This is a genomic window from Paraburkholderia edwinii (assembly GCF_019428685.1).
Taxonomy (GTDB): Bacteria; Pseudomonadota; Gammaproteobacteria; order Burkholderiales; family Burkholderiaceae; genus Paraburkholderia; species Paraburkholderia edwinii.
Genome location: NZ_CP080096.1, coordinates 3,116,429 through 3,139,735, shown reverse-complemented (window position 1 = coordinate 3,139,735; position 23,307 = coordinate 3,116,429). Strand labels below are relative to the sequence as shown.

General features: G+C 64.4%; 22 protein-coding genes. 14 read left to right on the top strand and 8 right to left on the bottom strand.

The window, feature by feature from the left end; genetic code table 11:
• Window positions 1-73: 73 nt before the first annotated feature.
• Window positions 74-664: a copper-binding protein gene (locus tag KZJ38_RS35320; RefSeq protein ID WP_219801641.1), complete on the top strand. Its 591-nt coding sequence runs from the start codon at window positions 74-76 to the stop codon at window positions 662-664.
• Between the two features lie 147 nt (window positions 665-811).
• Here the strand turns inward: KZJ38_RS35320 and KZJ38_RS35315 are convergent, their stop codons facing one another.
• The 3 genes from KZJ38_RS35315 to KZJ38_RS35305 form a co-directional block, all read right to left on the bottom strand.
• On the bottom strand, window positions 812-1,210 hold the full coding sequence (locus KZJ38_RS35315) for a DUF2917 domain-containing protein (RefSeq protein WP_219801640.1): 399 nt from the start codon (window positions 1,208-1,210) through the stop codon (window positions 812-814).
• A gap of 273 nt (window positions 1,211-1,483) precedes the next feature.
• The gene (locus KZJ38_RS35310) at window positions 1,484-2,749 is read right to left on the bottom strand and encodes an APC family permease (protein ID WP_246641931.1); all 1,266 of its coding nucleotides are present in this window, start codon (window positions 2,747-2,749) and stop codon (window positions 1,484-1,486) included.
• 74 nt (window positions 2,750-2,823) lie between these two features.
• Complete coding sequence (locus KZJ38_RS35305) at window positions 2,824-3,162, bottom strand: putative quinol monooxygenase (protein ID WP_219801638.1); 339 nt, start codon at window positions 3,160-3,162, stop codon at window positions 2,824-2,826.
• Between the two features lie 87 nt (window positions 3,163-3,249).
• Here KZJ38_RS35305 and KZJ38_RS35300 point away from each other — a divergent pair, with 87 nt between their 5' ends.
• On the top strand, window positions 3,250-4,236 hold the full coding sequence (locus KZJ38_RS35300; RefSeq protein ID WP_219801637.1) for a helix-turn-helix transcriptional regulator: 987 nt from the start codon (window positions 3,250-3,252) through the stop codon (window positions 4,234-4,236).
• A gap of 142 nt (window positions 4,237-4,378) precedes the next feature.
• Window positions 4,379-4,594: a hypothetical protein gene (locus KZJ38_RS35295; protein ID WP_219801636.1), complete on the top strand. Its 216-nt coding sequence runs from the start codon at window positions 4,379-4,381 to the stop codon at window positions 4,592-4,594.
• A 151-nt stretch (window positions 4,595-4,745) separates the two neighbouring features.
• Here KZJ38_RS35295 and KZJ38_RS35290 read toward each other — a convergent pair whose 3' ends face one another.
• Entirely contained in the window at window positions 4,746-6,776 is a 2,031-nt protein-coding gene (locus tag KZJ38_RS35290) for a sigma-54-dependent Fis family transcriptional regulator (protein ID WP_219801635.1), read from the bottom strand.
• 404 nt (window positions 6,777-7,180) lie between these two features.
• On the opposite strand from KZJ38_RS35290, the gene KZJ38_RS35285 reads away from it, so the two are divergent.
• The 5 genes from KZJ38_RS35285 to lipA are packed head-to-tail and all read left to right on the top strand — an operon-like array spanning window position 7,181 to window position 12,505.
• Window positions 7,181-8,248, top strand: coding sequence for an ATP-NAD kinase family protein (locus tag KZJ38_RS35285; RefSeq protein WP_219801634.1), 1,068 nt, complete (start codon window positions 7,181-7,183; stop codon window positions 8,246-8,248).
• 22 nt (window positions 8,249-8,270) lie between these two features.
• On the top strand, window positions 8,271-9,254 hold the full coding sequence (locus KZJ38_RS35280) for a thiamine pyrophosphate-dependent dehydrogenase E1 component subunit alpha (RefSeq protein ID WP_219801633.1): 984 nt from the start codon (window positions 8,271-8,273) through the stop codon (window positions 9,252-9,254).
• Between the two features lie 60 nt (window positions 9,255-9,314).
• On the top strand, window positions 9,315-10,328 hold the full coding sequence (locus KZJ38_RS35275) for an alpha-ketoacid dehydrogenase subunit beta (protein WP_219801632.1): 1,014 nt from the start codon (window positions 9,315-9,317) through the stop codon (window positions 10,326-10,328).
• 51 nt (window positions 10,329-10,379) lie between these two features.
• Window positions 10,380-11,498 (top strand): acetoin dehydrogenase dihydrolipoyllysine-residue acetyltransferase subunit, encoded by a 1,119-nt coding sequence (locus KZJ38_RS35270; protein ID WP_219801631.1) that lies wholly within the window; start codon window positions 10,380-10,382, stop codon window positions 11,496-11,498.
• A 2-nt stretch (window positions 11,499-11,500) separates the two neighbouring features.
• A complete protein-coding gene (gene lipA, locus KZJ38_RS35265) occupies window positions 11,501-12,505 on the top strand; it encodes a lipoyl synthase (protein WP_219801630.1) in 1,005 nt (334 codons plus the stop codon).
• Window positions 12,506-12,569: 64 nt separating this feature from the next.
• Here lipA and KZJ38_RS35260 read toward each other — a convergent pair whose 3' ends face one another.
• The 4 genes from KZJ38_RS35260 to phnC form a co-directional block, all read right to left on the bottom strand.
• On the bottom strand, window positions 12,570-13,853 hold the full coding sequence (locus tag KZJ38_RS35260; RefSeq protein ID WP_219801629.1) for a 4-aminobutyrate--2-oxoglutarate transaminase: 1,284 nt from the start codon (window positions 13,851-13,853) through the stop codon (window positions 12,570-12,572).
• Between the two features lie 141 nt (window positions 13,854-13,994).
• Entirely contained in the window at window positions 13,995-14,825 is an 831-nt protein-coding gene (gene phnE, locus KZJ38_RS35255) for a phosphonate ABC transporter, permease protein PhnE (protein WP_219801628.1), read from the bottom strand.
• Window positions 14,825-15,802, bottom strand: a complete 978-nt coding sequence (gene phnD, locus KZJ38_RS35250) for a phosphonate ABC transporter substrate-binding protein (RefSeq protein WP_219801627.1) — start codon at window positions 15,800-15,802, stop codon at window positions 14,825-14,827. The genes phnE and phnD overlap by 1 nt, the downstream gene beginning before the upstream one ends.
• 72 nt (window positions 15,803-15,874) lie before the next feature.
• Window positions 15,875-16,720: a phosphonate ABC transporter ATP-binding protein gene (phnC, locus tag KZJ38_RS35245; protein WP_219801626.1), complete on the bottom strand. Its 846-nt coding sequence runs from the start codon at window positions 16,718-16,720 to the stop codon at window positions 15,875-15,877.
• A 300-nt stretch (window positions 16,721-17,020) separates the two neighbouring features.
• On the opposite strand from phnC, the gene KZJ38_RS35240 reads away from it, so the two are divergent.
• The 6 genes from KZJ38_RS35240 (at window position 17,021) to KZJ38_RS35215 (ending at window position 23,300) form a co-directional block, all read left to right on the top strand.
• On the top strand, window positions 17,021-18,058 hold the full coding sequence (locus tag KZJ38_RS35240; RefSeq protein ID WP_219801625.1) for a M14 family zinc carboxypeptidase: 1,038 nt from the start codon (window positions 17,021-17,023) through the stop codon (window positions 18,056-18,058).
• Window positions 18,055-18,822: an alpha/beta fold hydrolase gene (locus KZJ38_RS35235; protein ID WP_219801624.1), complete on the top strand. Its 768-nt coding sequence runs from the start codon at window positions 18,055-18,057 to the stop codon at window positions 18,820-18,822. The genes KZJ38_RS35240 and KZJ38_RS35235 overlap by 4 nt, the downstream gene beginning before the upstream one ends.
• A 624-nt stretch (window positions 18,823-19,446) precedes the next feature.
• Window positions 19,447-20,679 carry a hypothetical protein gene (locus KZJ38_RS35230; RefSeq protein WP_219801623.1) on the top strand — a complete coding sequence of 411 codons (1,233 nt, stop codon included), beginning with the start codon at window positions 19,447-19,449 and terminating at the stop codon, window positions 20,677-20,679.
• A 30-nt stretch (window positions 20,680-20,709) separates the two neighbouring features.
• The gene (locus tag KZJ38_RS35225) at window positions 20,710-21,939 is read left to right on the top strand and encodes a hypothetical protein (RefSeq protein WP_219801622.1); all 1,230 of its coding nucleotides are present in this window, start codon (window positions 20,710-20,712) and stop codon (window positions 21,937-21,939) included.
• A 194-nt stretch (window positions 21,940-22,133) separates the two neighbouring features.
• Window positions 22,134-22,547 (top strand): hypothetical protein, encoded by a 414-nt coding sequence (locus KZJ38_RS36830; RefSeq protein WP_246641930.1) that lies wholly within the window; start codon window positions 22,134-22,136, stop codon window positions 22,545-22,547.
• A 6-nt stretch (window positions 22,548-22,553) separates the two neighbouring features.
• The gene (locus tag KZJ38_RS35215; RefSeq protein WP_219801621.1) at window positions 22,554-23,300 is read left to right on the top strand and encodes a C39 family peptidase; all 747 of its coding nucleotides are present in this window, start codon (window positions 22,554-22,556) and stop codon (window positions 23,298-23,300) included.
• Window positions 23,301-23,307: the final 7 nt, after the last annotated feature.

Here is a 23,307-nt window from a genome sequence, read left to right as displayed (position 1 = left end):
TTTTCAATACGGCATATTTTTATAAAAGCCCGTATTAGCCAGTGACTGAAAACGCTCTTGAAGGAGAACCCGAATGAAGAAAGCAATGGGAGCAGCCGCCCTGGTCGCGCTCGCGTATATGGCACAGCCCGCGTATGCGCAAGACACACTTGCCAATTCCGCGCAAGATGTCGTGAGCGCGGTGCAGCCGGTGCATATCCAGGCGAAGATCGTGGCTATCGATACGGCCTCACGTACCGTCACGCTGCAAGGTCCGAACGGGCGCACGGCGATGATTCTGGTCAGCGACGAGGTGCCGGGCTTCGACAAGCTCAAGGTCGGCGATAACGTCGATGCCGAGTACAAGAACGCTTTGCTCGTAACCGCGGAAAAAGTGAAGGGCGCCGACAAGGGCATTCGCGAGCGCGTCGACACGCAGGTCTATCAGCCGGCGTCGGGCGGTTATCAAACCGCGAAGCAGATCGAAGTGCTCGCCACCGTGCAGAAGATCGACCGTAAGAAGCGCATGGTCACGTTGCGTGGCGCGTATCAAACGCAGACGCTCGATGTCGGTCCGGACATCGACCTGAAGAGCCTGAAGGTTGGCGACACGGTGCATGCTGTGTTTGTCTCGGCAGCTGCGGTGAAGATCACGCCGAGCGGCGCGTCGACCACCGCGCAGTAGTGGGCGGCGGCAACCCGGCCGCAATCTATCCACGCGCTGAAAGCGCTGCCGCGCAACAGCATCGCGCGGCAGCAGCGTGCTTCCCGTTTTCTTCTTTGCCACTTCGTCTTGGCGACCTTTAGCGTCCCCAATGCGCAGCTGGCAAGATCACCGCGAGTTCGGTGCATAAATGTCCGGATTCAGTCGCGACAAACGCTCAAGCCAACGATAAAACACGCCACGCCGTTTGCGCGGATAAGTGACTAACGAAAGGCGCGCGGCAAGCTTGCCATCGGTGCTGACCCATACGCGCTCGCCGCGTCGCAATTGAATCGAATAGCCGGGCTGCAGCCAGTAGTCGTAAGGCGATGAAGCGCGCGTCAGCCATACGCGCTCACTGTTCACGTTCAGTTCGCAGTGCTCCTCGACTCGCCAGGACAGCGTTGCGCCTGGCTGTACTTCGAAGTGCATGACGACCCTGGGCAGTCTCTCCACGCAGGGTGAAGAGACCTCGGGTGGTGAGACATCCGATAAAGGATCGGTGAACTGCGGGCTTGCCTGGTTCATGTTGTACTCCATCGACGATTGAGCCGGAGAACAGAACGGAAAGCCACGCACAAAACAAAAAGGCCCCTTCCGTTGCCGGCGGGGCCTTAGGGATGTTTTGTTTATTCCAGACTGCTAATACGCAAACGCTCCCAATGGCCCGCCGTTAATGGCGGCTCGCATCGGGTTCCAAATGACAATGGCGGTGGAGATAAGCGTAAGCATGTCAACGAGTGTGTCTGGCGAGGCGCGGCTTGTCAATAAAATTTGTTGCTAAAGCATTAAAATTCACGGTCATCTGATCTTCACGGACTGCGATATATCGCTTTGTGAGGCATGGGTAGCGAACCGCTCGCGCACGTGCAGATAAAGCAGCGCGCAGCCCGTAATGGCCAACGGCCACAACAGATACCAGCCCGTCGCTGCAAACAATGCCGCAACGGCGACGAGCGCAACGCACGCGCAGCGGCGTGCGCCACTGCGCTTCGGCAGCAGGCGCAACGCGGCTGCCGTGCCGAGTGCATAGACCGTGACGAACGAACCGGTCGTCAGCAGTACGAGCGGCCGCGGCCCGACGCCGGCAATCACAGCCGCGCACAGCGTGATCAAGGCGAGCGCGGCAACCACCAGCAGACTGCGGCGCGGCACATCGCCGGCGCGGCTGCCCGCGGCGAGCCACGCCGGCAGCGCGCCGTCGCGCCCAAGCGCGGCGCCGAGCTTGGCGGCGCCGGCGAAATACGCGTTCATCGTGCCTAGCGTCAGCAGCAACGCGGCGGCTGCCGCAAGCACCTGCACCTTGCCGCCAAGACCCGTCGCGAGCAGTTCCGCAAGCGGCGCGCTCGACTTGCCGGCCGCGGGCCCAAGCACGAGCACGCTTGCGGCCGCCACGCCGATGTAGAGCAAGCCGACCACACATACCGCGATGCCGGTCGCAAGCGGCAGATCGCGCGCGGGGCGGCGAAACTCGGCGGCAAGGTGAGTGATTGCTTCCCAACCCGCGAAGCTCCAGACCAGCAACGCCGCCGCAGGGCCGATCGCGAGCCAGCCATGCGGCGCGAACGGCTGCAGGTTCGCCGTGCGCGCATGCGGCGCCGATGCGAGGATCGCCGCAAGCAGCAGCGCGACGAGCACGACCGCGAGCGCCAGTTGCAAACGCCCGGACACGGTGACGCCGAACGCATTGGCGGCGGTCACGATCAGCATCAGCGCCGCCGCGGTACCGATCACCGCAACCTGACCGCCGCCGAACGCGGCAGCCACGTAGGCGCCGCCGAACATGGCCGCGGCGGGCGAACCCGCCGGCACCGCGAAGTAAAAGCACCAGCCGATGATCGCGGCCGCGCGCGGCCCAAACGCATTGCGCACATAGGTCGATACGCCGCCTGCGTCCGGGTAACGCGCGCCGAGCGCGGCGAATGTCGCGGCAAGCGGCACGGACAGCAACACGAGTGCAGCCCACGCGATCAGCGATGCGGGGCCGGCCACTTCCGCGGCCAAGGCAGGCAATGCGATGACGCCCGTGCCGAGTACGGCGCCGACGTAAAGGGCAGCGCCTTGCATGACGCCAAGACGCCCGGAAGCTGAAGCTCCTGAAGAGCCAGCGCCCGAACTTGCCCGCTGCACTGGCGAGGCACTCATGCCTGCAACGCCCCGACCTCAGTGCGCGGCATATTGCGATCGACGCGCATGGCTTCCCAGATCGTCACTTCGCGCGGTTTCGCGAGCAGCTCGGGCAGCGCCTCGTGATAGGCCTGGCGGTACGGACGGTTCAATTGTTCCGCGAGCACGTCTTCATGGCTCTCCCACGTTTCATAGAGCATGAGCCGGTGAGGGCAATCGGGATCGCGATGCAGGATCGCCTGATGGAAATTCGGCTCGACGCGCATCGCATCGAGCACGCCGTCGAGCAGGCGCATAAAACGATCGAGCTTTTCCGGAATGACCTGAAAACGAATGACGTAAGTCACCGACATGTTGCAACTCCTGATCAATCGCACATGCCGCCAGTTATACTCGCCAATAGCTGACAACCGATGTCATGAATTTTTCGGAGAACGCAATTGCGCCCAAGCCGGCTCGTGTCGATGCTGCTGTTGCTGCAGGTCAAAGGCCGCGTGACCGCGCAAGCGCTCGCTGAGGAATTCGACGTATCGGTGCGCACGGTCTACCGCGATATCGATCACTTAAGCGCGGCGGGCGTGCCCGTCTACGCGGATCGCGGGCCGGGCGGCGGCTTCGCACTGCTCGACGGCTATCGCGCGCGGCTGACCGGCATCACGAAGGCGGAGGCCGAGACGCTGTCGATTGCGGGCCTCGCCGGCGCGGCAACCGATCTTGGCCTCTCGGAACAATTGCGCGCCGCGCAGCTGAAGCTCGTCACGGCGCTGCCCGATGCGGCGCCCGACGCATCGCGTATCGGCTCGCGGCTTCATATCGATCCGGTCGGCTGGTATCGGCGGCCCGCGCAGGTGCCGCACCTGACGTTGCTCGCAAGCGCGGTGTGGGAACAGAAGCGCGTCGCGATGCACTACCTGAGCTGGGCATCGTCAGGCGCGGGCAACCGCGGCTCCAAACCCGAGCCCGAGCGAATTCGCGATCCGCTGGGTCTTGTGCACAAAGCCGGCGACTGGTACCTGGTCGCGCGTGCGCGCACGCAGCTGCGCATCTACAAGGTCGCGAATATCACGCATCTGAGCGTGCTCGACGAGACTTTCGAGCGGCCCGATTCGTTCGATCTGCGCAGCGAATGGGCAGGCTCGGTCGCGGCATTCGAAAAGAGCCTGTTGAAAAACGTCGCGCGCCTGCGTCTGACTCAGGAGGGGATGCTGCGGCTCGACCGGCTTGGCGCCGCGGCGGTCGAACAGGCGCATAGCACGGAGCCGGATGAAGACGGCTGGCAGGAAGTCACGCTGCCCATCGAACAGCTCGACTATGCGGCCGAGCAGCTGCTCGGCTTTGCAGGGCATGTCGAAGTGCTCGAGCCGCCCGAATTGCGGGTTCGCCTACGGCGCCTCGCGCAGCGTATCGCCACGCTCAATGCCGGCTAGCGCGTTCGTTTTGCGTGTGTTTTCTGCCAACCGAACTGTGATTCAGGCCAACCGGTCAAAGTGTGCATGCTGTGGCGATGTAGCTTGTGTAATGTCGAGGCTGAACATCCGCGCATTGGCGCGGCAGCATTGTGGAGACGTTATGCAGATCCTTCTTTTGGCCCTTGCGGTGGTCGCATTCGGCGCGTGGACGACTTATCTTCTTGCGACAAGCATTCCTGAAAAGCTGATGTCGCGCTCGGGGCACCATGGGCGTTACGCGGACCTCACCGACAGCGAAACCGCCGATGCACCGCATGTTGGGGGTGGCCGCCATCTCGGCCGTAACCGGAGCCGCAGCAAACTGGCCGAGCAGTAACGGCACATCGCGGCGATAAGGCGAAAGCGCGCGCTAAAGCGAAAACCCACGCGTAAAACCGCGCATAAAACCGCATGGAGCGCTTTGCCAATCAGCGTGTGGACGGCCAGCTAAACGAACCCGCCGCGCCGGAACACCCGCGAGCCGCAGGCTAGCCCCGATGAGGTCCGACTATCCCCAGCTTTGCAATGCGGCGGTACAGCGTTGCGCGCGAGATGCCGAGCGCCTGCGCCGCCGCGTTCGGGTGCCACTGATGCCGCGTCAGCGCATCGACGATCCTAGCCCGTTCGTCGCCGGCATTCGCGAGCGGCGCAAGCGCCGTAAGCGCACGGCCGCCGGCCTCGAGATGGCCCGGCGCAAGTATTGCCGCAACGTCCGGTGACAGATGGCGCAGATCGACGCGCGTCGCGTCGCACACTGCGCACGCATAGCGCAACACATTGCGCAGCTGCCGGATATTGCCGGGCCAGCCGAACGCGCAGAGCCGCTCGGCGAGATGCGCATCGAGCGTGAGCGCGTGGCCGGCGCCTTGCGCTTCTTCATCGAACACTTCATGTACGACGTCGAGTATGTCTTCGCGCTCGCGCAGCGGCGGCATATGCAATGTCGCGCCGCTTAGCCGGTAATACAGGTCTTCGCGGAACGTGCCATCGGCGACCATCCGCTGTAAATCGCGGTGCGTCGCGCAGATCACATCGATATCGACGCGCACTGGCGTATCGCCGCCCAGCGGCATCACTTCGCCTTCGGCGAGCACGCGCAGAAGACGCGTCTGCAGACTCAGCGGCATATCGCCGATCTCATCGAGAAACAGCGTGCCCGTATGCGCATGCGCGATCTTGCCGCGCGCGCCGCGGCTGCGCGCGCCCGTGAAGGCGCCCGGCGCATAACCGAACAGTTCGCTCTCGATCAGCGATTCCGGAATTGCCCCGCAATTGACGGCGACGAAGGGCCGCGCGCGCCGCGTGCCCGAATCGTGCAGTGCATGCGCGAATACTTCCTTGCCGACACCCGTTTCGCCGAGTATGAGGATCGGCAACCGCTTGCCGGCGATGCGCAATGCGACCTCCGCATTGCGTGCGATACGCGCGTCGCGGCTGCGCAGAAAGCGGCCCAGCGCGCCGACATCGCGCAGCGCATCGCTGCCGGTGTGACGGCCTGCATCGCGCGAGCCGCTCGACAAAGACGCGGACCCGGACGCACCCGCAGTCGCCGCCGCAGCCGCACCCGTCAGCGCGCGCAAGCCGCGCGACACCCGCTTCAGCGGCTCGCGAATCCGCGCATACAGCAGCGTGCCGCTCGCGCGCAAACGCAGCGGCACGATCGTGTCGCCGCGCGCGACATCATGCAGATGAATCGCCGACGTATCGAAGATCTCATCGATGTGACGCGGACCGCTGAGGCCCGCAATGCATTCCTGCGCCTTGCGGTTCGACGCCGCGATATTGCCGCATTCGTCGAACGCGATCAGCACCTCGGGCTGCGCCTCGACGAAGTTGCGGCTTTGATGGCCGAACAGCAACCAATGCTGTGCGGTCTGATTGAGGAAGTAGCCGTCTTCGATCAAGGCCGCGCTTTGCCGCACCAGTTGAAACACGAGCCGCTGGCTGTCGCGGTTATCGGGCGATTGCACAGCCGACGCATCGAGCACGCCGATCAGCTCGCCGGTCGGCGCGAAAATCGGCGATGCACTGCAGGTCAGTGTGGTGAATGCCGCGCGGAAATGATCGATCTTGTGCACGGTGATCGGCGCGAGATCGGTCAGCACATTGGCGACGGCACAGGTGCCTTCTTCGCGTTCCGACCAGCACGAGCCGATATAAAGCCCCGCATGCTTGAAGTCGCTGCGCCGGTCGCGCTCGAGCCGGTAGTCGATCGTCACGCCGTGCGCATCGGTCAGCAGCACGCAATAGTCGGCAACGCGAATCATCTCGTGCAGGCGCGTGAGGCACTGCCCCGATGCGCGCAAAAACGCTTCTTCCTTACCTTGTACCTCGCGTAATTCCGCAGACGTAAGCACGCGAGGCCCGACGACGGAACCGGGATCGAGCCGGTATTGCTCGTAAGAGCGCTGCCACGACGACACGAGCCGCTGCGCATCGGGCGCGGCCGGCGCAGGCAGGCGACCTTCGATGGCGCCGCGAACACGATCGATGTGCTGCGTTTGAGAGACGTAGGGCATGGCGGCTCCCGTCGAACGTCGCACTGAGGTGGAACTTTCTTGTAGCACATCCCTCTCGCTTAATCACACCGCAATGCAGCACGCGAGACAGTTGAGACGATCGTCTCAGGTGGCGTGAGACGGCCATGGCGCCTGAGAAAAGCGCGAAAACGCGCGCCGGCAGTGGATGGCCGATCGCGTCGGTTCATTCGGAATGCTTGTCACATACGAGACGTGAGACACGTCGACCCTCTTGCACCGCGTCATGTTGCGTTTCCAAAGTGCGCCGCGCACTCGCCCCGGCGCTGCGAGCCTTGATGCAGATGGCTCACCACGCTTTGACCCAAAACAAAAATTTTTGGCATGGGCATTGCAGTAATGCTCCGTCAAAAGCGCATGCCGCACCTCATCAACGGAGACAACCCTTGCCATCGCCCATCACCGTCGGCGTGATCGCGAATCCCGCATCCGGCCGCGATATCCGCCGGCTAACGACTCATGCATCGGTGTTCCCGACCGCCGAGAAGGCGAACATGGTCGTGCGCCTGCTCGCGGGGCTCGGCATGCTCGGAGACGGCCGCGTGCTGACGCTGCGCGACAAGACCGGCGTCGCGGCGCTGCTATGCCGCGCACTCGATACGCATGCGGCGCTCGGCTACCCCGAGCATTGGCCGGACGTCGAATTTCTCGATCTGCCGATCTCCGACAGCGTCACGGACACGCACGCGGGCGTCGACTACATGGTGCACGCCGGCGTCGACCTGATCGCCGTGTTAGGCGGCGACGGCACGCATCGCGCGGTCGCGGCGCATTGCGGCAGCGTGCCCTTGCTCACGCTTTCCACCGGCACCAATAACGCCTTCCCCGAGATGCGCGAAGCGACGGTCGCGGGCCTCGCGGGCGCGCTCGTCGCGGCCGGCGTCGTGCCGCCCGACGTCGCGTTGACGCGCAACAAACGGCTCGTCGTGCGTTGCGTCGCCGGCCCGAATCGCGGCCGCGAAGAGATCGCGCTCGTCGACGTGTGCGTGAGCCGCCAGCGTTTTATCGGCGCACGCACGGTATCGGATCCGGCCGATATCGACGCGCTCTATCTGACCTTCGCGCCGCCCGACGGCATTGGCCTGTCGTCGATCGGCGGCGCGTGGGCGCCGGTCGAACGCAGCGCGTCGCACGGCTTGCATCTGACCTTTGCACACGACGGCGGAGCGGGCGTGCCGGTGTTTGCGCCGCTCGCGCCGGGCCGCGTCGGCCAGGTGACGATGCGCACCTGCGACCGGCTCGAAGTCGGCGAATGGCTGCCGCTCGACGCGGGGCGCGGCACGCTCGCCTTCGATGGCGAACGCGAAATCGAACTGGAGCGCGACGATCGCTATGAGATCGCGCTGGACTGGGCCGGGCCGTTGACGGTCGACGTGGGCCGCACGCTGCGTTATTCGGCGTCGCGGCAATTGATGCGCGAGATGGCCGCGCAGCGCCATTACATCACCCGATGATCAGACGGAAAGGAGACACACCATGTCTGTTTCGAGTCAGTTGAGCAAGCAAAAGCTGCTGGACGCGTATCGCATGATGCGCACGATCCGCGAATTCGAGGAGCGGCTGCATGTCGAGTTCGCGACCGGCGAGATTCCGGGCTTCGTGCATCTGTATGCGGGCGAAGAGGCGTCCGCGGTCGGCACGATGCTGCATCTGAACGATGCCGACTATGTCGCGACCACCCACCGCGGCCACGGCCACTGCATCGCGAAGGGCGTCGACGTGCGCGGCATGATGGCCGAAATCTACGGCCGCACGACCGGCGTTTGCCGCGGTAAAGGCGGCTCGATGCATATCGCGGATCTGTCGAAGGGCATGCTCGGCGCGAACGGCATCGTCGGCGCGGGCGGGCCGCTGGTTTGCGGCGCGGCGCTCGCGGCGAAGTACAAGAAGACCGGCGGCGTCGGCGTGTGCTTCTTCGGCGACGGCGCATCGAATCAGGGCGTGATTTTCGAGTCGATGAACCTCGCGTCGATCTGGCGGCTGCCCGCGATCTTTATCGCGGAGAACAACGGTTACGCGGAATCGACCTCGTCCTCGTGGGCTGTGGCGGCGGACAACATCGCGGACCGCGCGAGCGGATTCGGCATGCCGGGTGTGATCGTCGACGGCTTCGATTTCTTCGCGGTGCACGAAGCGGTCGGCGAAGCGATCGAACGCGCGCGCGGCGGCGGCGGGCCGACGCTCGTCGAAATGAAGCTGTCGCGCTATTTCGGCCACTTTGAAGGCGATGCACAGACGTATCGCGCGGCCGGCGAAGTGCAGAAACTGCGCGACGAGAAGGATTGCCTCAAGCGCTTCGAGGAACGCGTGGTGCGCGCTGAGATGCTGAGCGCGGGCGAACTGCGCGACGTCGATGCGAAAGTGAAACAGCTGATCGACGATGCGGTGAGCGAAGCGAAGGCGGCACCGGTGCCTGGCGCCGAAGATCTGCTGACCGATGTGTACGTGTCGTATCCCTAACTGACCCAGCGGCTGCAAGCAAAGCCACGCATACGCGTAGAGATATTCAAGGAGACGGACATGGCACGCAAGATCAGCTATTCACAGGCGATCAACGAAGCGTTGAGTCAGGAGATGGCGCGCGACGAAAGCGTCATCGTAATGGGCGAAGACAACGCGGGCGGCGAAGGTGCGCCCGGCGAGCATGACGCATGGGGCGGCGTGCTCGGCGTCACGAAGGGGCTTTATCACAAGTATCCGGGGCGCGTGCTCGATACGCCGTTATCGGAAGGCGGCTTTATCGGCGCGGCGGTCGGCGCGGCCGCGTGCGGTATGCGGCCGGTCGCGGAACTGATGTTTATCGATTTCATGGGCGTCTGCTTCGACCAGATCTTCAATCAGGCCGCGAAATTCCGCTATATGTTCGGCGGCAAGGCGGTGACGCCGGTTGTGATCCGCACGATGCAGGGCGCTGGCTTGCGCGCGGCGGCGCAACACTCGCAAATGCTGACGTCGCTGTTTACGCATGTGCCCGGATTGAAAGTGGTGTGCCCCTCGACGCCGTACGATGCGAAGGGCCTGATGATTCAGGCGATCCGCGATAACGACCCGGTGATTTTCTGCGAGCATAAGTTGCTGTACGGCCGCGAAGGCGACGTGCCCGAAGAGCTGTACACGATTCCGTTCGGCGAGGCGAACGTCGTGCGCGAAGGCGACGACGCGACGATCGTGACGTATGGCCGCATGGTGCACTTTGCGACAGAAGCGGCCGACAAACTCGCGAAAACCGGCATTCACGTCGACATCATCGATCTGCGCACGACCTCGCCGCTCGACGAGGAGACGATCCTCGAAAGCGCGGAGCGGACCGGCCGCGTGGTGGTGGTCGACGAAGCGAATCCGCGCTGCTCGATGGCGACCGATATCGCCGCGCTCGTCGCGCAGAAGGCGTTTCATTCGCTGAAGGCGCCGATCGAGCTCGTCACCGCGCCGCACACGCCCGCGCCGTTTGCGAGCGTGCTGGAGGACCTGTACATCCCGTCGGCGGATCAGATCGCCGCGGCGGTCACCAAAGCGACGAAGTCCAGCCACTGATCGACACACCGAGCGACGCCCTGAACGATGCACTGAGAGAGGTAAAGAGCAATGCCGATTCATATGGTAACGATGCCCAAGTGGGGCCTGTCGATGGAGCAGGGCCAGGTCAACGGCTGGCTGAAGTCGATGGGCGATAAGGTCAGCCGCGGTGACGAACTGCTCGATGTCGAGACCGACAAGATTTCATCGGGCGTCGAGTGCGCCTTCGACGGCACGTTGCGCCGGCAGATCGCGCAGGAGGGCGATACCTTGCCGGTCGGCGCGCTGCTCGGCGTCGTCGCCGACGTCGAGACGCCCGATGCCGAAATCGACGAAGCGGTCGCCGCATTCCAGCGCGACTTCGTGCCGGCGGCCGCGGCCGAGGCCGATTCCGGGCCGCAGCCGGAGAAAGCGCAGATTGGCGGCCGCACCGTGCGGTTTCTGAAGGTCGGTGCGGGCGGCGGCACGCCCGCGGTGCTGATCCACGGCTTCGGCGGCGACCTCAACGCATGGATGTTCAATCATGCGGACCTTGCCGCGCACCGCGAGGTGTGGGCGCTCGATCTGCCGGGGCATGGCGAATCGGGCAAGGCCGTCGAGTCGGGCAGCGTCGAGGAACTGGCCGATGCGGTACTCGCGTTTCTCGACGACCGCGGCATCGAGCGCGCGCATCTGGTCGGGCATTCGATGGGCAGCCTCGTGGCGATGACGATCGCCGCGAATGCACCGGCGCGGGTCGCGTCGCTGACGCTGATCAGCGGCGCGGGGCTCGGCGAGGAGATCAACCGCGCGTATATCGAGGGCTTCGTGGCGGGCAGCAGCCGCAATACTTTGAAGCCGCACATGCTGCAGCTGTTCGCGGACCCTGCACTCGTCACGCGGCAAATGATCGAGGATATCGTGAAGTACAAGCGGCTCGAAGGCGTCAACGAGGCACTGCAGAAAATCGCGGCGCGCGCGTTCGTCGATGGCGTGCAGCAGAAGATCTACCGCGACCGCGTCGGCACGCTGGCGCCGCGCGCGATGGTGATCTGGGGTGCGCAGGACCAGATCATCCCCGCGCGGCACGCGCAAGGATTGCCCGGCGATATCCGCGTGCATGTGCTCGAGGGCAAAGGCCATATGGTGCATATGGAAGCGGCGTCCGAAGTGAATCGGCTGTTGAACGACTTCTTCGGGGGAGCATGACGATGCGCGAGGCCGTGCGGCACAACGAAGTCGAGCATTCAGCGTCGGGCGGCTCGGGCGCGACAGCGCTCGGGCAGCACGGCCTGCGCAGCCGCGACAAGCTGGCGCGTATTCCGGTCAAGATCGTGCCTGCTGTGCGCGCGGACGTCTTGCCGAAGCCACCGTGGCTGCATGCGAAACCGATGATGAGCGAAACGGTGGCTGGCATGGCAGCGATTCTGCGTGCGCATCGCCTGCATTCGGTCTGTGAGGAAGCGATGTGTCCGAACATCGGCGAATGCTTCGCACAACGGACCGCGACGTTCATGATCATGGGCGGCGTGTGCACGCGGCGCTGCGCATTCTGCGATGTCGCGCATGGCCGCCCCGATGCGCTCGACGAAGCAGAACCGGCACGGCTCGCCGATGCGGTGGCCGCGTTGGGGCTGCGGTACGTGGTGATCACGTCAGTGGATCGCGACGATCTGCGCGACGGCGGCGCCGCGCATTTTGCGCGCTGCGTGGCGTTGCTGCGCGAGCGAGTGCCCGGTATTCGCGTCGAACTGCTGACGCCGGATTTTCGCGGACGCGTGGAACGCGCGCTCGATGCACTATCGGCTGCGTGGCCCGATGTGTTCAATCACAACGTGGAGACGGTGCCGGCCTTGTATCGGGCCGCACGCGCGGGCGCGAGCTACGAAGGTTCGCTCGAACTGCTGGCGCGCGTGAAAAAAGCGCAGCCGGCCATGCTGACGAAATCCGGATTGATGGCGGGGCTCGGCGAAACCGATGCGGCGTTACTCGATACGATGCGCGACATCCGTGCGCACGATGTCGATGTGCTGACGATCGGCCAGTATCTCGCGCCTTCGAAGTTTCATATGCCCGTGCGGCGCTACGTGCCGCCGGAAACATTCGCGGCGTGGCGCGACGCCGGCAGGCGGCTCGGCTTCAAGGAGGTGGTGGCGGGCCCGCTTGTGAGGTCTTCGTATCACGCCGATGAGGTTAGCCGGAGCACGGGGCCATAAAGCGCGGGTGAAGTCTATGCGAAGCCAAAGTGAGGCCCGCGTGCTCCGGAAACCGCATGAACGCTCAGGCGGCCGCGCGGTGGTTTTCCTTCAGTACGTCGTCGAGAATGCCGAGCGCCTCATCGAACACCGCATCCTGAATCGTGAGCGGAAACAGAAAGCGGATCACATTCGAATAAACGCCGCAGACGAGCAGCAACAGACCGCGTTCGAGCGCGCGCGCCTGCACGCGGCGCGTGTATTCCGCATCGGGTTCATGCGTGCCGGGCCGGCAGAATTCGACGGCGACCATCGCGCCGGGCCCACGCACATCGGCGATTTGCGGCACGCTGCGTTGCAGGTCGCCGAGCCTGGTCTTGAGCCGCTCGCCGAGCCGGTTTGCGCGTTCGCACAACTGCTCTTCGTCGATGATGTCGAGCACCGCGAGCGCGGCCGCCACCGCGAGCGGATTGCCCGCATAGGTGCCGCCGAGGCCGCCCGGCGCCGGCGCGTCCATGATGTCCGCGCGGCCGACGACGCCCGATAGCGGCATGCCGCCCGCGAGACTCTTGGCCATTGTCATCAGGTCGGGCGCGACGTCGTAGTGATGCATCGCGAACAGTTTGCCCGTGCGGGCGAAGCCCGTTTGCACTTCATCTGCGATCATCAGGATGCCGTGCTGATCGCAGAGCTGGCGCAATGCGCGCACGAAGTCGGCCGGCGCCTGATAGAAACCGCCTTCGCCTTGTACGGGTTCGAAGATGATGGCCGCGACGCGCTTCGGATCGACATCGGCCTTGAATAGCGTATCGAGCGCTCTAAGCGAGTCTTCGGTTGTTACGCCATGCAGAGGATTCGGAAACGGCGCGTGAAAGACATCGGACGGAAACGGACCGAAGCCGACCTTGTACGGCGCGACTTTGCCCGTCAGCGCCATGCCCATCAGCGTGCGGCCATGAAACGCGCCGCTAAATGCGATGACGCCGGGTCGACCGGTCGCGGCGCGCGCGATCTTGATCGCGTTTTCAACGGCCTCGGCGCCGGTGGTGAAGAATGCGGTCTTCTTCGGAGCGTCGCCGGGCGCGCGGCGGTTGATCTTTTCAGCGAGCTCGACATAAGACGCATACGGCACGACCTGATACGCGGTATGCGTGAACCGATCGAGCTGCGCGCGAATGGCCGCAACAATCTTCGGATGGCGGTGCCCGGTGTTATTGACCGCGATACCCGACGCGAAGTCGATAAAGCGGCGGCCTTCGATGTCCCACAACTCGGCGTTTTCGGCACGCTCGGCGAAGAAGTCGCAGGTCACGCCGACGCCGCGCGGTGTGGCGGCGTCCTTACGGGCTTTGAGTTCGGCATTGTTCATCGGAATCTCTCCTCCTGTCTCAACGCGAGGCCGCGCGGTATATGGCGCGACTATAGACAGGTTTGGCTCTTTATTTCAGAGCCATTCCGGAGAGATTGGGGGAGCCACTTTGCATGGCTCCCGGCATGGCAACCGATCTGTTTAAATCACCCGTTCCCGCAATTTTGCGGAAATCAGATCGATCGCCGTCACCACGACCACGACCATAATCAGCACCGCACTCGTTTGCGCATAATCGAACGAGCGGATCGACTCGTACAGCACCACGCCGATACCACCCGCACCGACCATCCCGACCACCATCGCCGAACGCACGTTCGACTCGAACCGGTACAGCGCGTACGAAATCCACAGCGGCAACACTTGCGGCAGCACGCCATAGATGATTTCGTCGAGACTCGTTGCGCCGGTCGCGCGCACGCCTTCGGCCGGGCGCGGATCGATCGCTTCGACGGCCTCCGCGAACAGCTTGGCGAGCACGCCGGTCGTATGCACCCACAACGCGAGCACACCCGCGAACGGACCGAGACCGACCGCGACGATAAACAGCATCGCGAACACCATCTCGTTGATCGCGCGGCACGCGTCCATCACGCGCCGCATCGGCTGCACGACCCAGACCGGCGCCATGTTGTGCGCGGACATCAGCCCGCACGGAATCGCGCAGACGATCGACAGCGCGGTGCCCCACACGGCAACCGCGAGCGTCACGAGCATCTCGTGCACATAGATGTGCCAGTCGTCGAAGTTGGGCGGGAAGAAGTCCTTGGCGAACTGTCCCATGTTGCCCGCATCGGCGAACAGGTCGAGCGGGCGCATGTCCGCGGCGTGCCACGACGCGCCGAGCACCGCGATCAACGCGATCCAGCTGAGCGTCGAGCCCCAGCTGCGCTTGCCGGCGGCCGCGGCGGAGTGGGCCGCGGCCGCTTTCTGCTGCGCGCTACGACCGGAGGTCAGGTCGGCGGTGTTCATTATTGCTTCGGCGCCTCGTTATTGAGTGCGGTGAGCTTCGCATCGATCGCGGCGGTCTGCGTCTTGCGGTCCGCATCGGAGAGATTCTTGTCCGCTTCGATCTTCTGCTTCAGCTGGAACAGCGCGACCTGACGGATCGGCAACAGCTGCGCGTCCGACGATGCGACAAAGCCGCTAAACGTGGTCAGATTCTTCATCACTTCCTTCTCGTGCGGATCCGTCTTCGCGTAGTTGACGAAGAAGTCGCGCAGCTTGTCCTTCGTGTCCTGCGGCAGGTCCTTGCGCCACACGAGCGGGTCGCTCGGAATCAGCGGCGAGGTCCACAGCACGCGCACCTGCGCGAACTTGTCCGGATGCTGCATCTTCAGGCGATCCAGTTCCATCGTGTTGTTCGTCGCGACGTCGATCTTGTCGTTGACCACGGCCAGCAGGTTCGCTTCGTGGCTCGACGGCAGCACTGTCTTGAACGTCGCGCTGTTCACCGTCACGCCGCGCTTCGCGAACAGGTCGTAGCCCGGAATCAGCGTGCCCGACGTCGAATTCGGATCGCCCCAGCCGAGGTTCACGTCCTTCGTGTTCTTGAACACATCGTCGAGCGTCTTGAAGCGGCTGTTCACGTTCGTGATCAGCAGCGACTTGTAGCCGCCCGAGCCGTCCGCGGTGACCGTCTTCACGAAGATCTCGCCGTTCGAACGGTCGACTGCTTCCATCGCCGATGCATTGCCGAAGTAGCCGATCTGAACCTTGTTGAAGCGCATCCCTTCGATGATGCCCGCGTAGTCGGTCGCGAAGAACGCCTTCACGTGCAGGCCGGTCTTCTTGTTCAGGTCGTCGATCAGCGGTTGCCAGCGTTGGCGCAGCGTGCTCGATGCATCGGTCGAGATGATGCCGAAATTGAGTTCTTTCGGATCTTCAGCGTGAGCAGCGACGCAGGCGAATGCCGCTACGCCGACGATCAGTGAGCGCAAGAATTTCATGGGTTCAGAGTCCCGGTTGGTTGGTCGATTTAAGACAGCCTGGAATAATCGTGTTGTCCGCTTTTCGCGGCATCACGTGGAGTGCGCCGGATCCAGCGCAAACGGGTACAACTGCGAAGCGTGCGATGCGTCGTCGTCTGCAGGTTCATCGAGCAGCTCGCGCGCGTCGTCGCCATAGAGCTGCTGCAACAGCGCCGGTGTGAGTCTTGCCGACGGGCCGTCGTAGACGATCTTGCCGCGCCGGAGCGCGACCGTGCGCGGGCAGTACTGCATCGCGATATCGACCTGATGCAGCGACACGAGCACGGTCAGCTGACGTTCGGTGTTGAGCTTGCGCAGCATCTCCATCACGCGGCGCGACGATTCGGGATCGAGCGATGCGATCGGTTCGTCGGCGAGAATGATGCGCGCCTGCTGCACGAGTGCGCGCGCGATCGCCGCGCGCTGCTGCTGGCCGCCGGACAGATTGCCCGCGCGTTCGTGCAGATGGTCGCCGATGCCGACTTCACGCAACGCCGCAAGCGAAAGCTCGCGTTCGTGGCGCGGAAAGGCGCCCGTCAGCCGGCGCCACAACGGCAAACGCGCGAGCGCGCCGACCAGCACATTCGTTTCGACCGACATGCGATTGACGAGATTGAACTGCTGGAACACGAAGCCGATGTCGCGGCGGATGCGCCGCACTTCGCGCACGATGCGGCCGTTGTGCTGGATCGGCCGGCCGAGAATCTCAATTCGCGATGGTTGCGCATCGGAAGCGGTGAAGCCGGCAATGTGCCGCAGCAACGTCGATTTGCCCGAACCGGAAGCGCCGATCAGCGCGACCATTTCGCCGGGCTCGACACGCAGATCGATTTCATCGAGCGCTTTGCGGCCGTTGTTGAACGTCTTGCTCAAACGTTCGATGCGGATGGCTTCCATAGATATCCTGTCGAAGACGCCGGTTTTTGCCGGAACGTTCGGGCACATTCTAGGAAGCGACTATGACGGTTGAGTGAAGGTGTCCCAACGTCTAGACGACTATATGTATCAGAACGTAATAGCACACCAGGCACAGGCCGAAAACCTGCACATGTGTGCGTATGTGTCAGTCATGTGACTGTTGTTTGTTTGCTGTGCGTGCGTCGCGACACTGTCATTTAATCGCGCGTCGTACAGGCTATATTTGAAGGGTCAGTGCATGAGCCGTCCCCAATAACGTAGCCTTCTACCGGCGCCGTCATGCAACAGGTTCTCAGCTTTTTGCCCGATTCATTCGCGGAGTACGAAGAGCAGAAGGCCATACTCGAAGCAAGCAGGGCAATCTTCGAGATTCGCAGCGTCTGCGAAACACGGGTGCGGGGCAGAACATTCTGCGTTTTTACGGCGAGCATCGGCTCGACGGATCCGCTTGCGCCCGCGATCGGATTTTTCGGCGGCATTCACGGGCTCGAGCGGATCGGCTCGCAGCTCGTGCTCGATTACATGCGTTCGCTGATCGGGCGGCTCGAATGGGACGAACTGCTCGTGCGCCAATTGCAATCGGTGCGGCTAATCTTCGTACCAATCGTGAATCCGGGCGGCATGTGGGCCGCGACGCGCGCGAATCCGAATGGCGTCGACCTGATGCGCAACGGCCCACAGGATGCCGACGAGCACGTGCCGTGGCTGGCCGGCGGGCAACGCCTCGGCGCCTGGCTGCCGTGGTATCGCGGCCGGCGCGGCGCGCCGATGGAGGCCGAAGCGGTCGCCTTGCTGCAAGTCGTCGAGAACGAGCTCGCGGCGCGGCCGTTCAGTGTCGCGCTCGATTGCCATTCCGGATACGGCTGGCGCGACAGTATCTGGTTTCCGTATGCGCGCACGCGCCGCGCCATGCCGCATCTTGCCGAGATGTATGCATTGAAGACGATGTTCGAGCGCGCGCATCCTCACCACGGCTATATGTTCGAGCCGCAAAGCCACCAATATCTGCTGCACGGCGACCTGTGGGACTGCGCCTATGACCGCCGCCCGCCGTCAAGCATTTTTCTGCCGATGACGCTCGAGCTCGGCTCGTGGCTATGGATCAAGAAGAATCCGCGGCAGATCTTTTCGCGGCAGGGCATGTTCAATCCGGTGAAAGCACATCGCACCGAACGCGTGCTGCGGCGTCATGCGAATCTGCTCGACTTCCTGACCCGCGCGGCGTATTCGTCGCAGCGCTGGCTACCGCAGGGCGCGGTGCGCCAGCAACTGCTGCAGCATGCGTTCGACCTCTGGTACGGGCCGCAGCGCGTATGAGCGCATGGATCCTGCTGCGCGGGCTCACGCGTGAAGCACGGCACTGGGGCGTTTTGCCGCAGCACCTTGCCGACACTTTCGACGGCGCGCGCGTGCTGTCGATCGATCTGCCCGGCAACGGCGAATTTGCGCGGCTGCGCTCGTCATGCAGCGTGGCGGATATGGTGGGCTTCGTGCGGCACGTTGTGTTCGAAAGCGGTGTGCCGGGACCGTACCGCGTGCTGGCGATGTCGCTCGGCGGAATGGTCGCAACGGACTGGGCGCAGCGGCATCCGCATGAAATCGAATCGCTCGTGCTGATCAACTCGAGCATGCGTCCGTTCAACCGGCCGCACGAGCGGCTGCGCCCGCGAGCATGGCCGGTGCTGATGCGCGTCATCGCGCACTGGCGCGACGCGTGCGCCGCGGAAAGCGCGATTCACGCGATGACCTGCAATAACCGGCACACGCTCGCCGCCGACATCGACGCGTGGGCTGCGATTCGACGCAGCGCGCCGGTGACCCGCCTCAACGCCTTGCGCCAACTCACGGCGGCGGCGACGTTTCGCGCGGCGGCGCAGCCGCCCGCATGCCGCACGCTGATTCTCTCTTCGGCCGCGGATGGCCTCGTGGATCCTGCGTGTTCCGCGAGTGTCGCGGCCGCGTGGTGCGCGCCGCACCGGCAGCACGCATCGGCGGGTCACGATATTCCGCATGACGATCCCGCATGGATCGTCGCCCAGCTGCGCGATGTTCTGCGCCAGTTCCCCGCAAATGAAAATTAACGTTTCGGTTCGAATTTAGAAAACGTTAATTAATGATTTTTAAAGCGTATGTTATCATTTGTGCGGTGGCGAACTTTGCAAAAGATACTTAGTTTGTAATATCAATCGTGGTGACCAATACGGTAGTGAAAAATATATCGTGCAAGGCTGTCGCATGATTTTGCGAAAATCGTAAACGATACGTTTTGGAAATCATGCCGGATGCTTGCGATACGGGGAAAGCAATCGCGCTGCTAGCGCGTGAGGCTTGATAAATCAAGGTCTTGAGCGGTGCTGTATGCGTCGTAACGGTGCGCTTGCCGGGCGAAACGGGGGACATGTTCAACAAAACAGAAACATTTTAATATTCTCGAATAAACCAGAAAATATCATCACAACCATTTGAATCAAAACATATTACAAATCCGCATAAAAATATTGATGCAGCGCAGTGTCGATTTGACTGTTTCAAAGCGGAAACAAAAAACGCACGCGTAAACCCTGGATAAATCGTAAAGCGTATCCGGAGAGAAATAGATCGCCTGTTTCAGGCAAATGTTGTCGCGCATGGCACCACCTATGCAGGAGGGCCGCGGATCGGCGCAGGTGCCGCCAAGCCGCCCCCCATCCCTTGTGGAGAATTCCATGCGAACAACTTTACTGGCGACCGCTGCCGCTCTCGCGCTCGGCTTCAGCGGTTATGCAATGGCAAATCCTTGCAGTGGCAACGACTCATCGTGCGATCAGACGGCCGCCGGCGGCAGCAACACGCTGACAAGCTCGGCGGCATCCACACAAACCTCGACGTCCGGCAGCAACGCCAATGAAATCGCGTCGGGCGCCAAGCTCTGGCAGGACTCCTACAACAACACGAAAGTCGTCGCGCTGAGCCGGCTCGACGGCACCGTGAGCCATGTCGGCGTGAGCAATATCGGTAATGTCGCGACCAACTACGGCAGTGCCGCCGGCGGCCGTGGCGGGAAGGGCGGCGCAGGCTTCGGCGGCATCGGCGTCGGCGGCAACGGCGGCGCGGGCGGAGCCGGCGGCAGCGGCGGCGACGGCGGCAACGCGAGGAACGGCAGCGCGCGAGCCGGCGACGCCTACAACGCGGGCGCGGCGGCCGGCGACGGCAAAGCGGGTGACGGCGCAAGCGGCGGCTCCGCGCATGCAGGCGGTACGCAGGGCGGCAACGGCACCGGCAGGGGCGCGTTGGGCGCTGCCGGCAGTCTTGCGCTCGGTGGCTTCGCGGGCGGCCGCGGCGGTGGTGCGGGCGGCAACGGCGGCAATTCCGGTGCAGGCGGCAATGGCGGCGCCGGCGGCAATGCGCGCGGCGGCGACGGCGCGACCGTGAGCTCCACCTCGCCGGGCGGTGCGGGGGGTGCGGGCGCGGCCGGCGGCGCGGGCAGCGCAACGGGTGGCGCAGGCAGCGGCACCGGCGGCGCAGGTACCACCGGCGCGACCTCGGGCACCGGCGGTGCGGGCACGGGCACGGGCGGCAATGGCGGCGCGGCGACCGCGAATGCCGGTGCAGGCGGCGCGGGCGGTACGGGCACGGGTGGCGCGGCGAGCAACGGCAACGCGACGACGACGGCGAGCAACGGCAGTGCGACTGCAGGCGTCGGTGCGGCGGGTGCGGCCGGTGGAGCGGGCGGTGCAGGCGGCACGGGCACGGGCGGCGTGGGCAATGGCGCGGCCGGCGGCGCGGGCGGAGCCGGCGGCACCAACACCGTCGACGCAGGCACCTTCAACATGAGCAACACGATGACGGGCGCTGCGCAATCGGCGGCCGGCATCGTCGTGATGAACCAGAACAGCGGTCTCGCGTCGCTCGTGCAGCAGGCGGTCACGGTGCAGGCCAACCTGACCGTTGGCCACTAACGCGACCCGTCACAGTCACAGGAGGCTCTTATGAGAAAGACTCTGATGGCGAGCGCTGCTGTCCTTGCGCTCACCGCGAGCGGGTATGTGCTCGCGAATCCGTGCAGCGACGGCAAGGAGTCCTGCAATCAGACCGCGGCCGGCGGTTCGAATACGTCGACGGCTTCAGCGACGTCGAACCAGACCAGCCAGTCCGGCGCAAACGCGAATGAGATCGCGGCGGGCGCCAAGGTCTATCAGGACTCGTTCAACAGCAGCAAGGCAGTCGCGCTCGGCAAGCTCAACGGTTCGGTGACCGGACTTGGCGTCCACGGCATCGGCAACGTTGCGCTCAACACCGGCAGCGCCGCGGGTGGAGGCGGCGGGCGTGGCGGTACCGGCTTCGGCGGCATCGGTATCGGCGGCGACGGCGGCGATTCGGGCAGTAGCGGTAGCGGCGGCAATGGCGGTAATGCGCGTAACGGCAGTGCAACGGCAGGCGCCGTGACCAACGATGGCGCAGTGGCCGGCACCGGTTACGGCGGCGACGGCGCGCGCGGCGGACGAGCCAGCGCAGGCGGCACGCAGGGCGGCGACGGCAGCGGCCACGGCGGTTTCGCGGTCGGCTTGAGCGGCGCGGCGGGTGGCTTCGCGGGTGCGCGCGGCGGTGGCGCGGGCGGTAACGGTGGCGATGGTGGTGGAGGCGGAGACGGCGGTGCGGGCGGCAGGGCGCGCTCGATGTCGGGTAGCGCGACGGCGACGTCGGCGGGTGGCGCGGGCGGTGCCGGCGGTGCGGGTGGCGCCGGCAGCGCAACGGGCGGCACGGCGACGGCAACCGGCGGCGCGGGCACGACCGGCGCCACGACCGCAACCGGCGGAGCCGGCAGCGGCACCGGCGGCGACGGCGGCGCGGCGACAGCCACTGCGGGCGCGGGCGGAGCAGGCGGCACGGGCACGGGCGGCACCGCGACCAACGGTAGCTCGACGTCGACGGCAAGCAACGGCAGCGCAACCGGCGGAGCGGGCGCGGCTGGTGCGATGGGCGTGGCCGGCGCGGCGGGCGCAACCGGAACCGGCGCGGCAGGCAGCGGCGGCGCAGGCGGTGCGGGAGGCGGAGCCGGCAGCAATACCGTCAATGCCGGCACGTTCGACATGAGCAACACAATGACGGCAGCGGCGCAGTCGGCAGCGGGCATTGCGGTGATGAACCAGACGAGTGCGGCCGCATCGCTCGCGCAACAGGCCATCACCGTTCAGGCGAATCTGACTGTCGGACATTGATCCGCAGCGGTAGACGCCTCGAACGTCGATGCCGGAGACTCCCCGCGGAACGTGCAGTCCCCGCACGTTCCGCGGCCGAGCTCCACGACCGGGCGGGCAACCGACACAGCCGGTTGCCGCGTCCGGCGCTGACCTCAGACATCCCGTGTCCCGATGCGGCGCTCGCGCGCTGGTTCGGGACGAAGGAGACGCTCATGCAGATGCGCAAGCGTTTTTCGTTGCTCGTGGTACCGATGATGTGGTTCGCCGTGCATGGACTCGCGTGCGCGGCGGATGGAACGGCGGCGACGTCGGAGCCGGCGCCGATGCCGGCGTTATCGTCGACGCAGACGCAGGCGACATCGATGAGCTCGCACGACGACGCATTCGGCGTCGCGATGACAGCCGACGAACTGGACGCGCATCGTGGCGGCGACGCGCTGATCGGCCAGAACGATTTGACGGGACGCGTCGCGAACAACACGGCGAACCGCGTCGAGACCGGATCGAATTCGATCAGTCAGGGTTCCTTCGCGAATGCGAGCGGCCTGCCGACCGTGATCCAGAATTCCGGCGCGAATGTGCTGATCCAGAACGCGACCGTGCTGAACGTGCGGTTCGGGAACTGAACCGCGATGAGCGATTTCGCCCGTCGTGCGTGCTCGTCCGCCGTTTCGCTTGCGTTCGGCGCCGCATCCGCTTCCGCGCTCGCGCTGACGCTTGTCTGCGCACTACCGTTCGCGAATGCCGCGCGCGCCGACGAAATCACGATCGTCGATCCGTCCGGCGCGAACTACGCAATGCATGTGACGAGCCTCAAGGAGGCGCGTTTCAAGCGGACCATCAAGCAGCAGTACGACTTCAGTTGCGGATCGGCGGCGGTCGCGACGCTGCTTACGTATCAGTACAACTATCCGGTCAGCGAACAGACCGCGTTTCAGGAGATGTTCGAGAGCGGCGATCAGCAGAAGATCCGGCAGCAAGGATTTTCGCTGCTCGATATCAAGCGCTTTCTCGAGCGGCGCGGTTTTGTCGCGGACGGCTACGAACTGCCGCTGAAAAAACTCGCGGAGACGAATACGCCGGCGATCGTGCTGATCAGCGAGAGCGGCTATCACCACTTCGTCGTCGTCAAGGGATTGCGCAACGACCGCGTGCTGATCGGCGATCCGGCGACGGGCACGCGGCCGATGCCGCTGCAAAGCTTCGAAAAGAAATGGGAAGACCAGGTTTTGTTCGTGATCCACAACAAACCGGGCATGGGCATTTTCAATAGCCCGGACGACTGGCGCGTCGCGCCGAGCGCGCCGCTCTATACCGGTATCAATCGCGACGGACTCTACTTTGTCGTGATACCCAAACACGGACCGAGCGACTTCTGAGACCATC

What these genes read in the sequence shown, in the direction of transcription:
- KZJ38_RS35320 (WP_219801641.1), top strand. Translation starts at nt 74, where the DNA reads ATGAAGAAAGCAATGGGAGCAGCCGCCCTGGTCGCGCTCGCGTATATG.
- KZJ38_RS35315 (WP_219801640.1), bottom strand. Translation starts at nt 1,210, where the DNA reads ATGAACCAGGCAAGCCCGCAGTTCACCGATCCTTTATCGGATGTCTCA.
- KZJ38_RS35310 (WP_246641931.1), bottom strand. Translation starts at nt 2,749, where the DNA reads ATGCAAGGCGCTGCCCTTTACGTCGGCGCCGTACTCGGCACGGGCGTC.
- KZJ38_RS35305 (WP_219801638.1), bottom strand. Translation starts at nt 3,162, where the DNA reads ATGTCGGTGACTTACGTCATTCGTTTTCAGGTCATTCCGGAAAAGCTC.
- KZJ38_RS35295 (WP_219801636.1), top strand. Translation starts at nt 4,379, where the DNA reads ATGCAGATCCTTCTTTTGGCCCTTGCGGTGGTCGCATTCGGCGCGTGG.
- KZJ38_RS35290 (WP_219801635.1), bottom strand. Translation starts at nt 6,776, where the DNA reads ATGCCCTACGTCTCTCAAACGCAGCACATCGATCGTGTTCGCGGCGCC.
- KZJ38_RS35280 (WP_219801633.1), top strand. Translation starts at nt 8,271, where the DNA reads ATGTCTGTTTCGAGTCAGTTGAGCAAGCAAAAGCTGCTGGACGCGTAT.
- KZJ38_RS35275 (WP_219801632.1), top strand. Translation starts at nt 9,315, where the DNA reads ATGGCACGCAAGATCAGCTATTCACAGGCGATCAACGAAGCGTTGAGT.
- KZJ38_RS35270 (WP_219801631.1), top strand. Translation starts at nt 10,380, where the DNA reads ATGCCGATTCATATGGTAACGATGCCCAAGTGGGGCCTGTCGATGGAG.
- lipA (WP_219801630.1), top strand. Translation starts at nt 11,501, where the DNA reads ATGCGCGAGGCCGTGCGGCACAACGAAGTCGAGCATTCAGCGTCGGGC.
- KZJ38_RS35260 (WP_219801629.1), bottom strand. Translation starts at nt 13,853, where the DNA reads ATGAACAATGCCGAACTCAAAGCCCGTAAGGACGCCGCCACACCGCGC.
- phnE (WP_219801628.1), bottom strand. Translation starts at nt 14,825, where the DNA reads ATGAACACCGCCGACCTGACCTCCGGTCGTAGCGCGCAGCAGAAAGCG.
- phnD (WP_219801627.1), bottom strand. Translation starts at nt 15,802, where the DNA reads ATGAAATTCTTGCGCTCACTGATCGTCGGCGTAGCGGCATTCGCCTGC.
- phnC (WP_219801626.1), bottom strand. Translation starts at nt 16,720, where the DNA reads ATGGAAGCCATCCGCATCGAACGTTTGAGCAAGACGTTCAACAACGGC.
- KZJ38_RS35240 (WP_219801625.1), top strand. Translation starts at nt 17,021, where the DNA reads ATGCAACAGGTTCTCAGCTTTTTGCCCGATTCATTCGCGGAGTACGAA.
- KZJ38_RS35235 (WP_219801624.1), top strand. Translation starts at nt 18,055, where the DNA reads ATGAGCGCATGGATCCTGCTGCGCGGGCTCACGCGTGAAGCACGGCAC.
- KZJ38_RS35230 (WP_219801623.1), top strand. Translation starts at nt 19,447, where the DNA reads ATGCGAACAACTTTACTGGCGACCGCTGCCGCTCTCGCGCTCGGCTTC.
- KZJ38_RS35225 (WP_219801622.1), top strand. Translation starts at nt 20,710, where the DNA reads ATGAGAAAGACTCTGATGGCGAGCGCTGCTGTCCTTGCGCTCACCGCG.
- KZJ38_RS36830 (WP_246641930.1), top strand. Translation starts at nt 22,134, where the DNA reads ATGCAGATGCGCAAGCGTTTTTCGTTGCTCGTGGTACCGATGATGTGG.
- KZJ38_RS35215 (WP_219801621.1), top strand. Translation starts at nt 22,554, where the DNA reads ATGAGCGATTTCGCCCGTCGTGCGTGCTCGTCCGCCGTTTCGCTTGCG.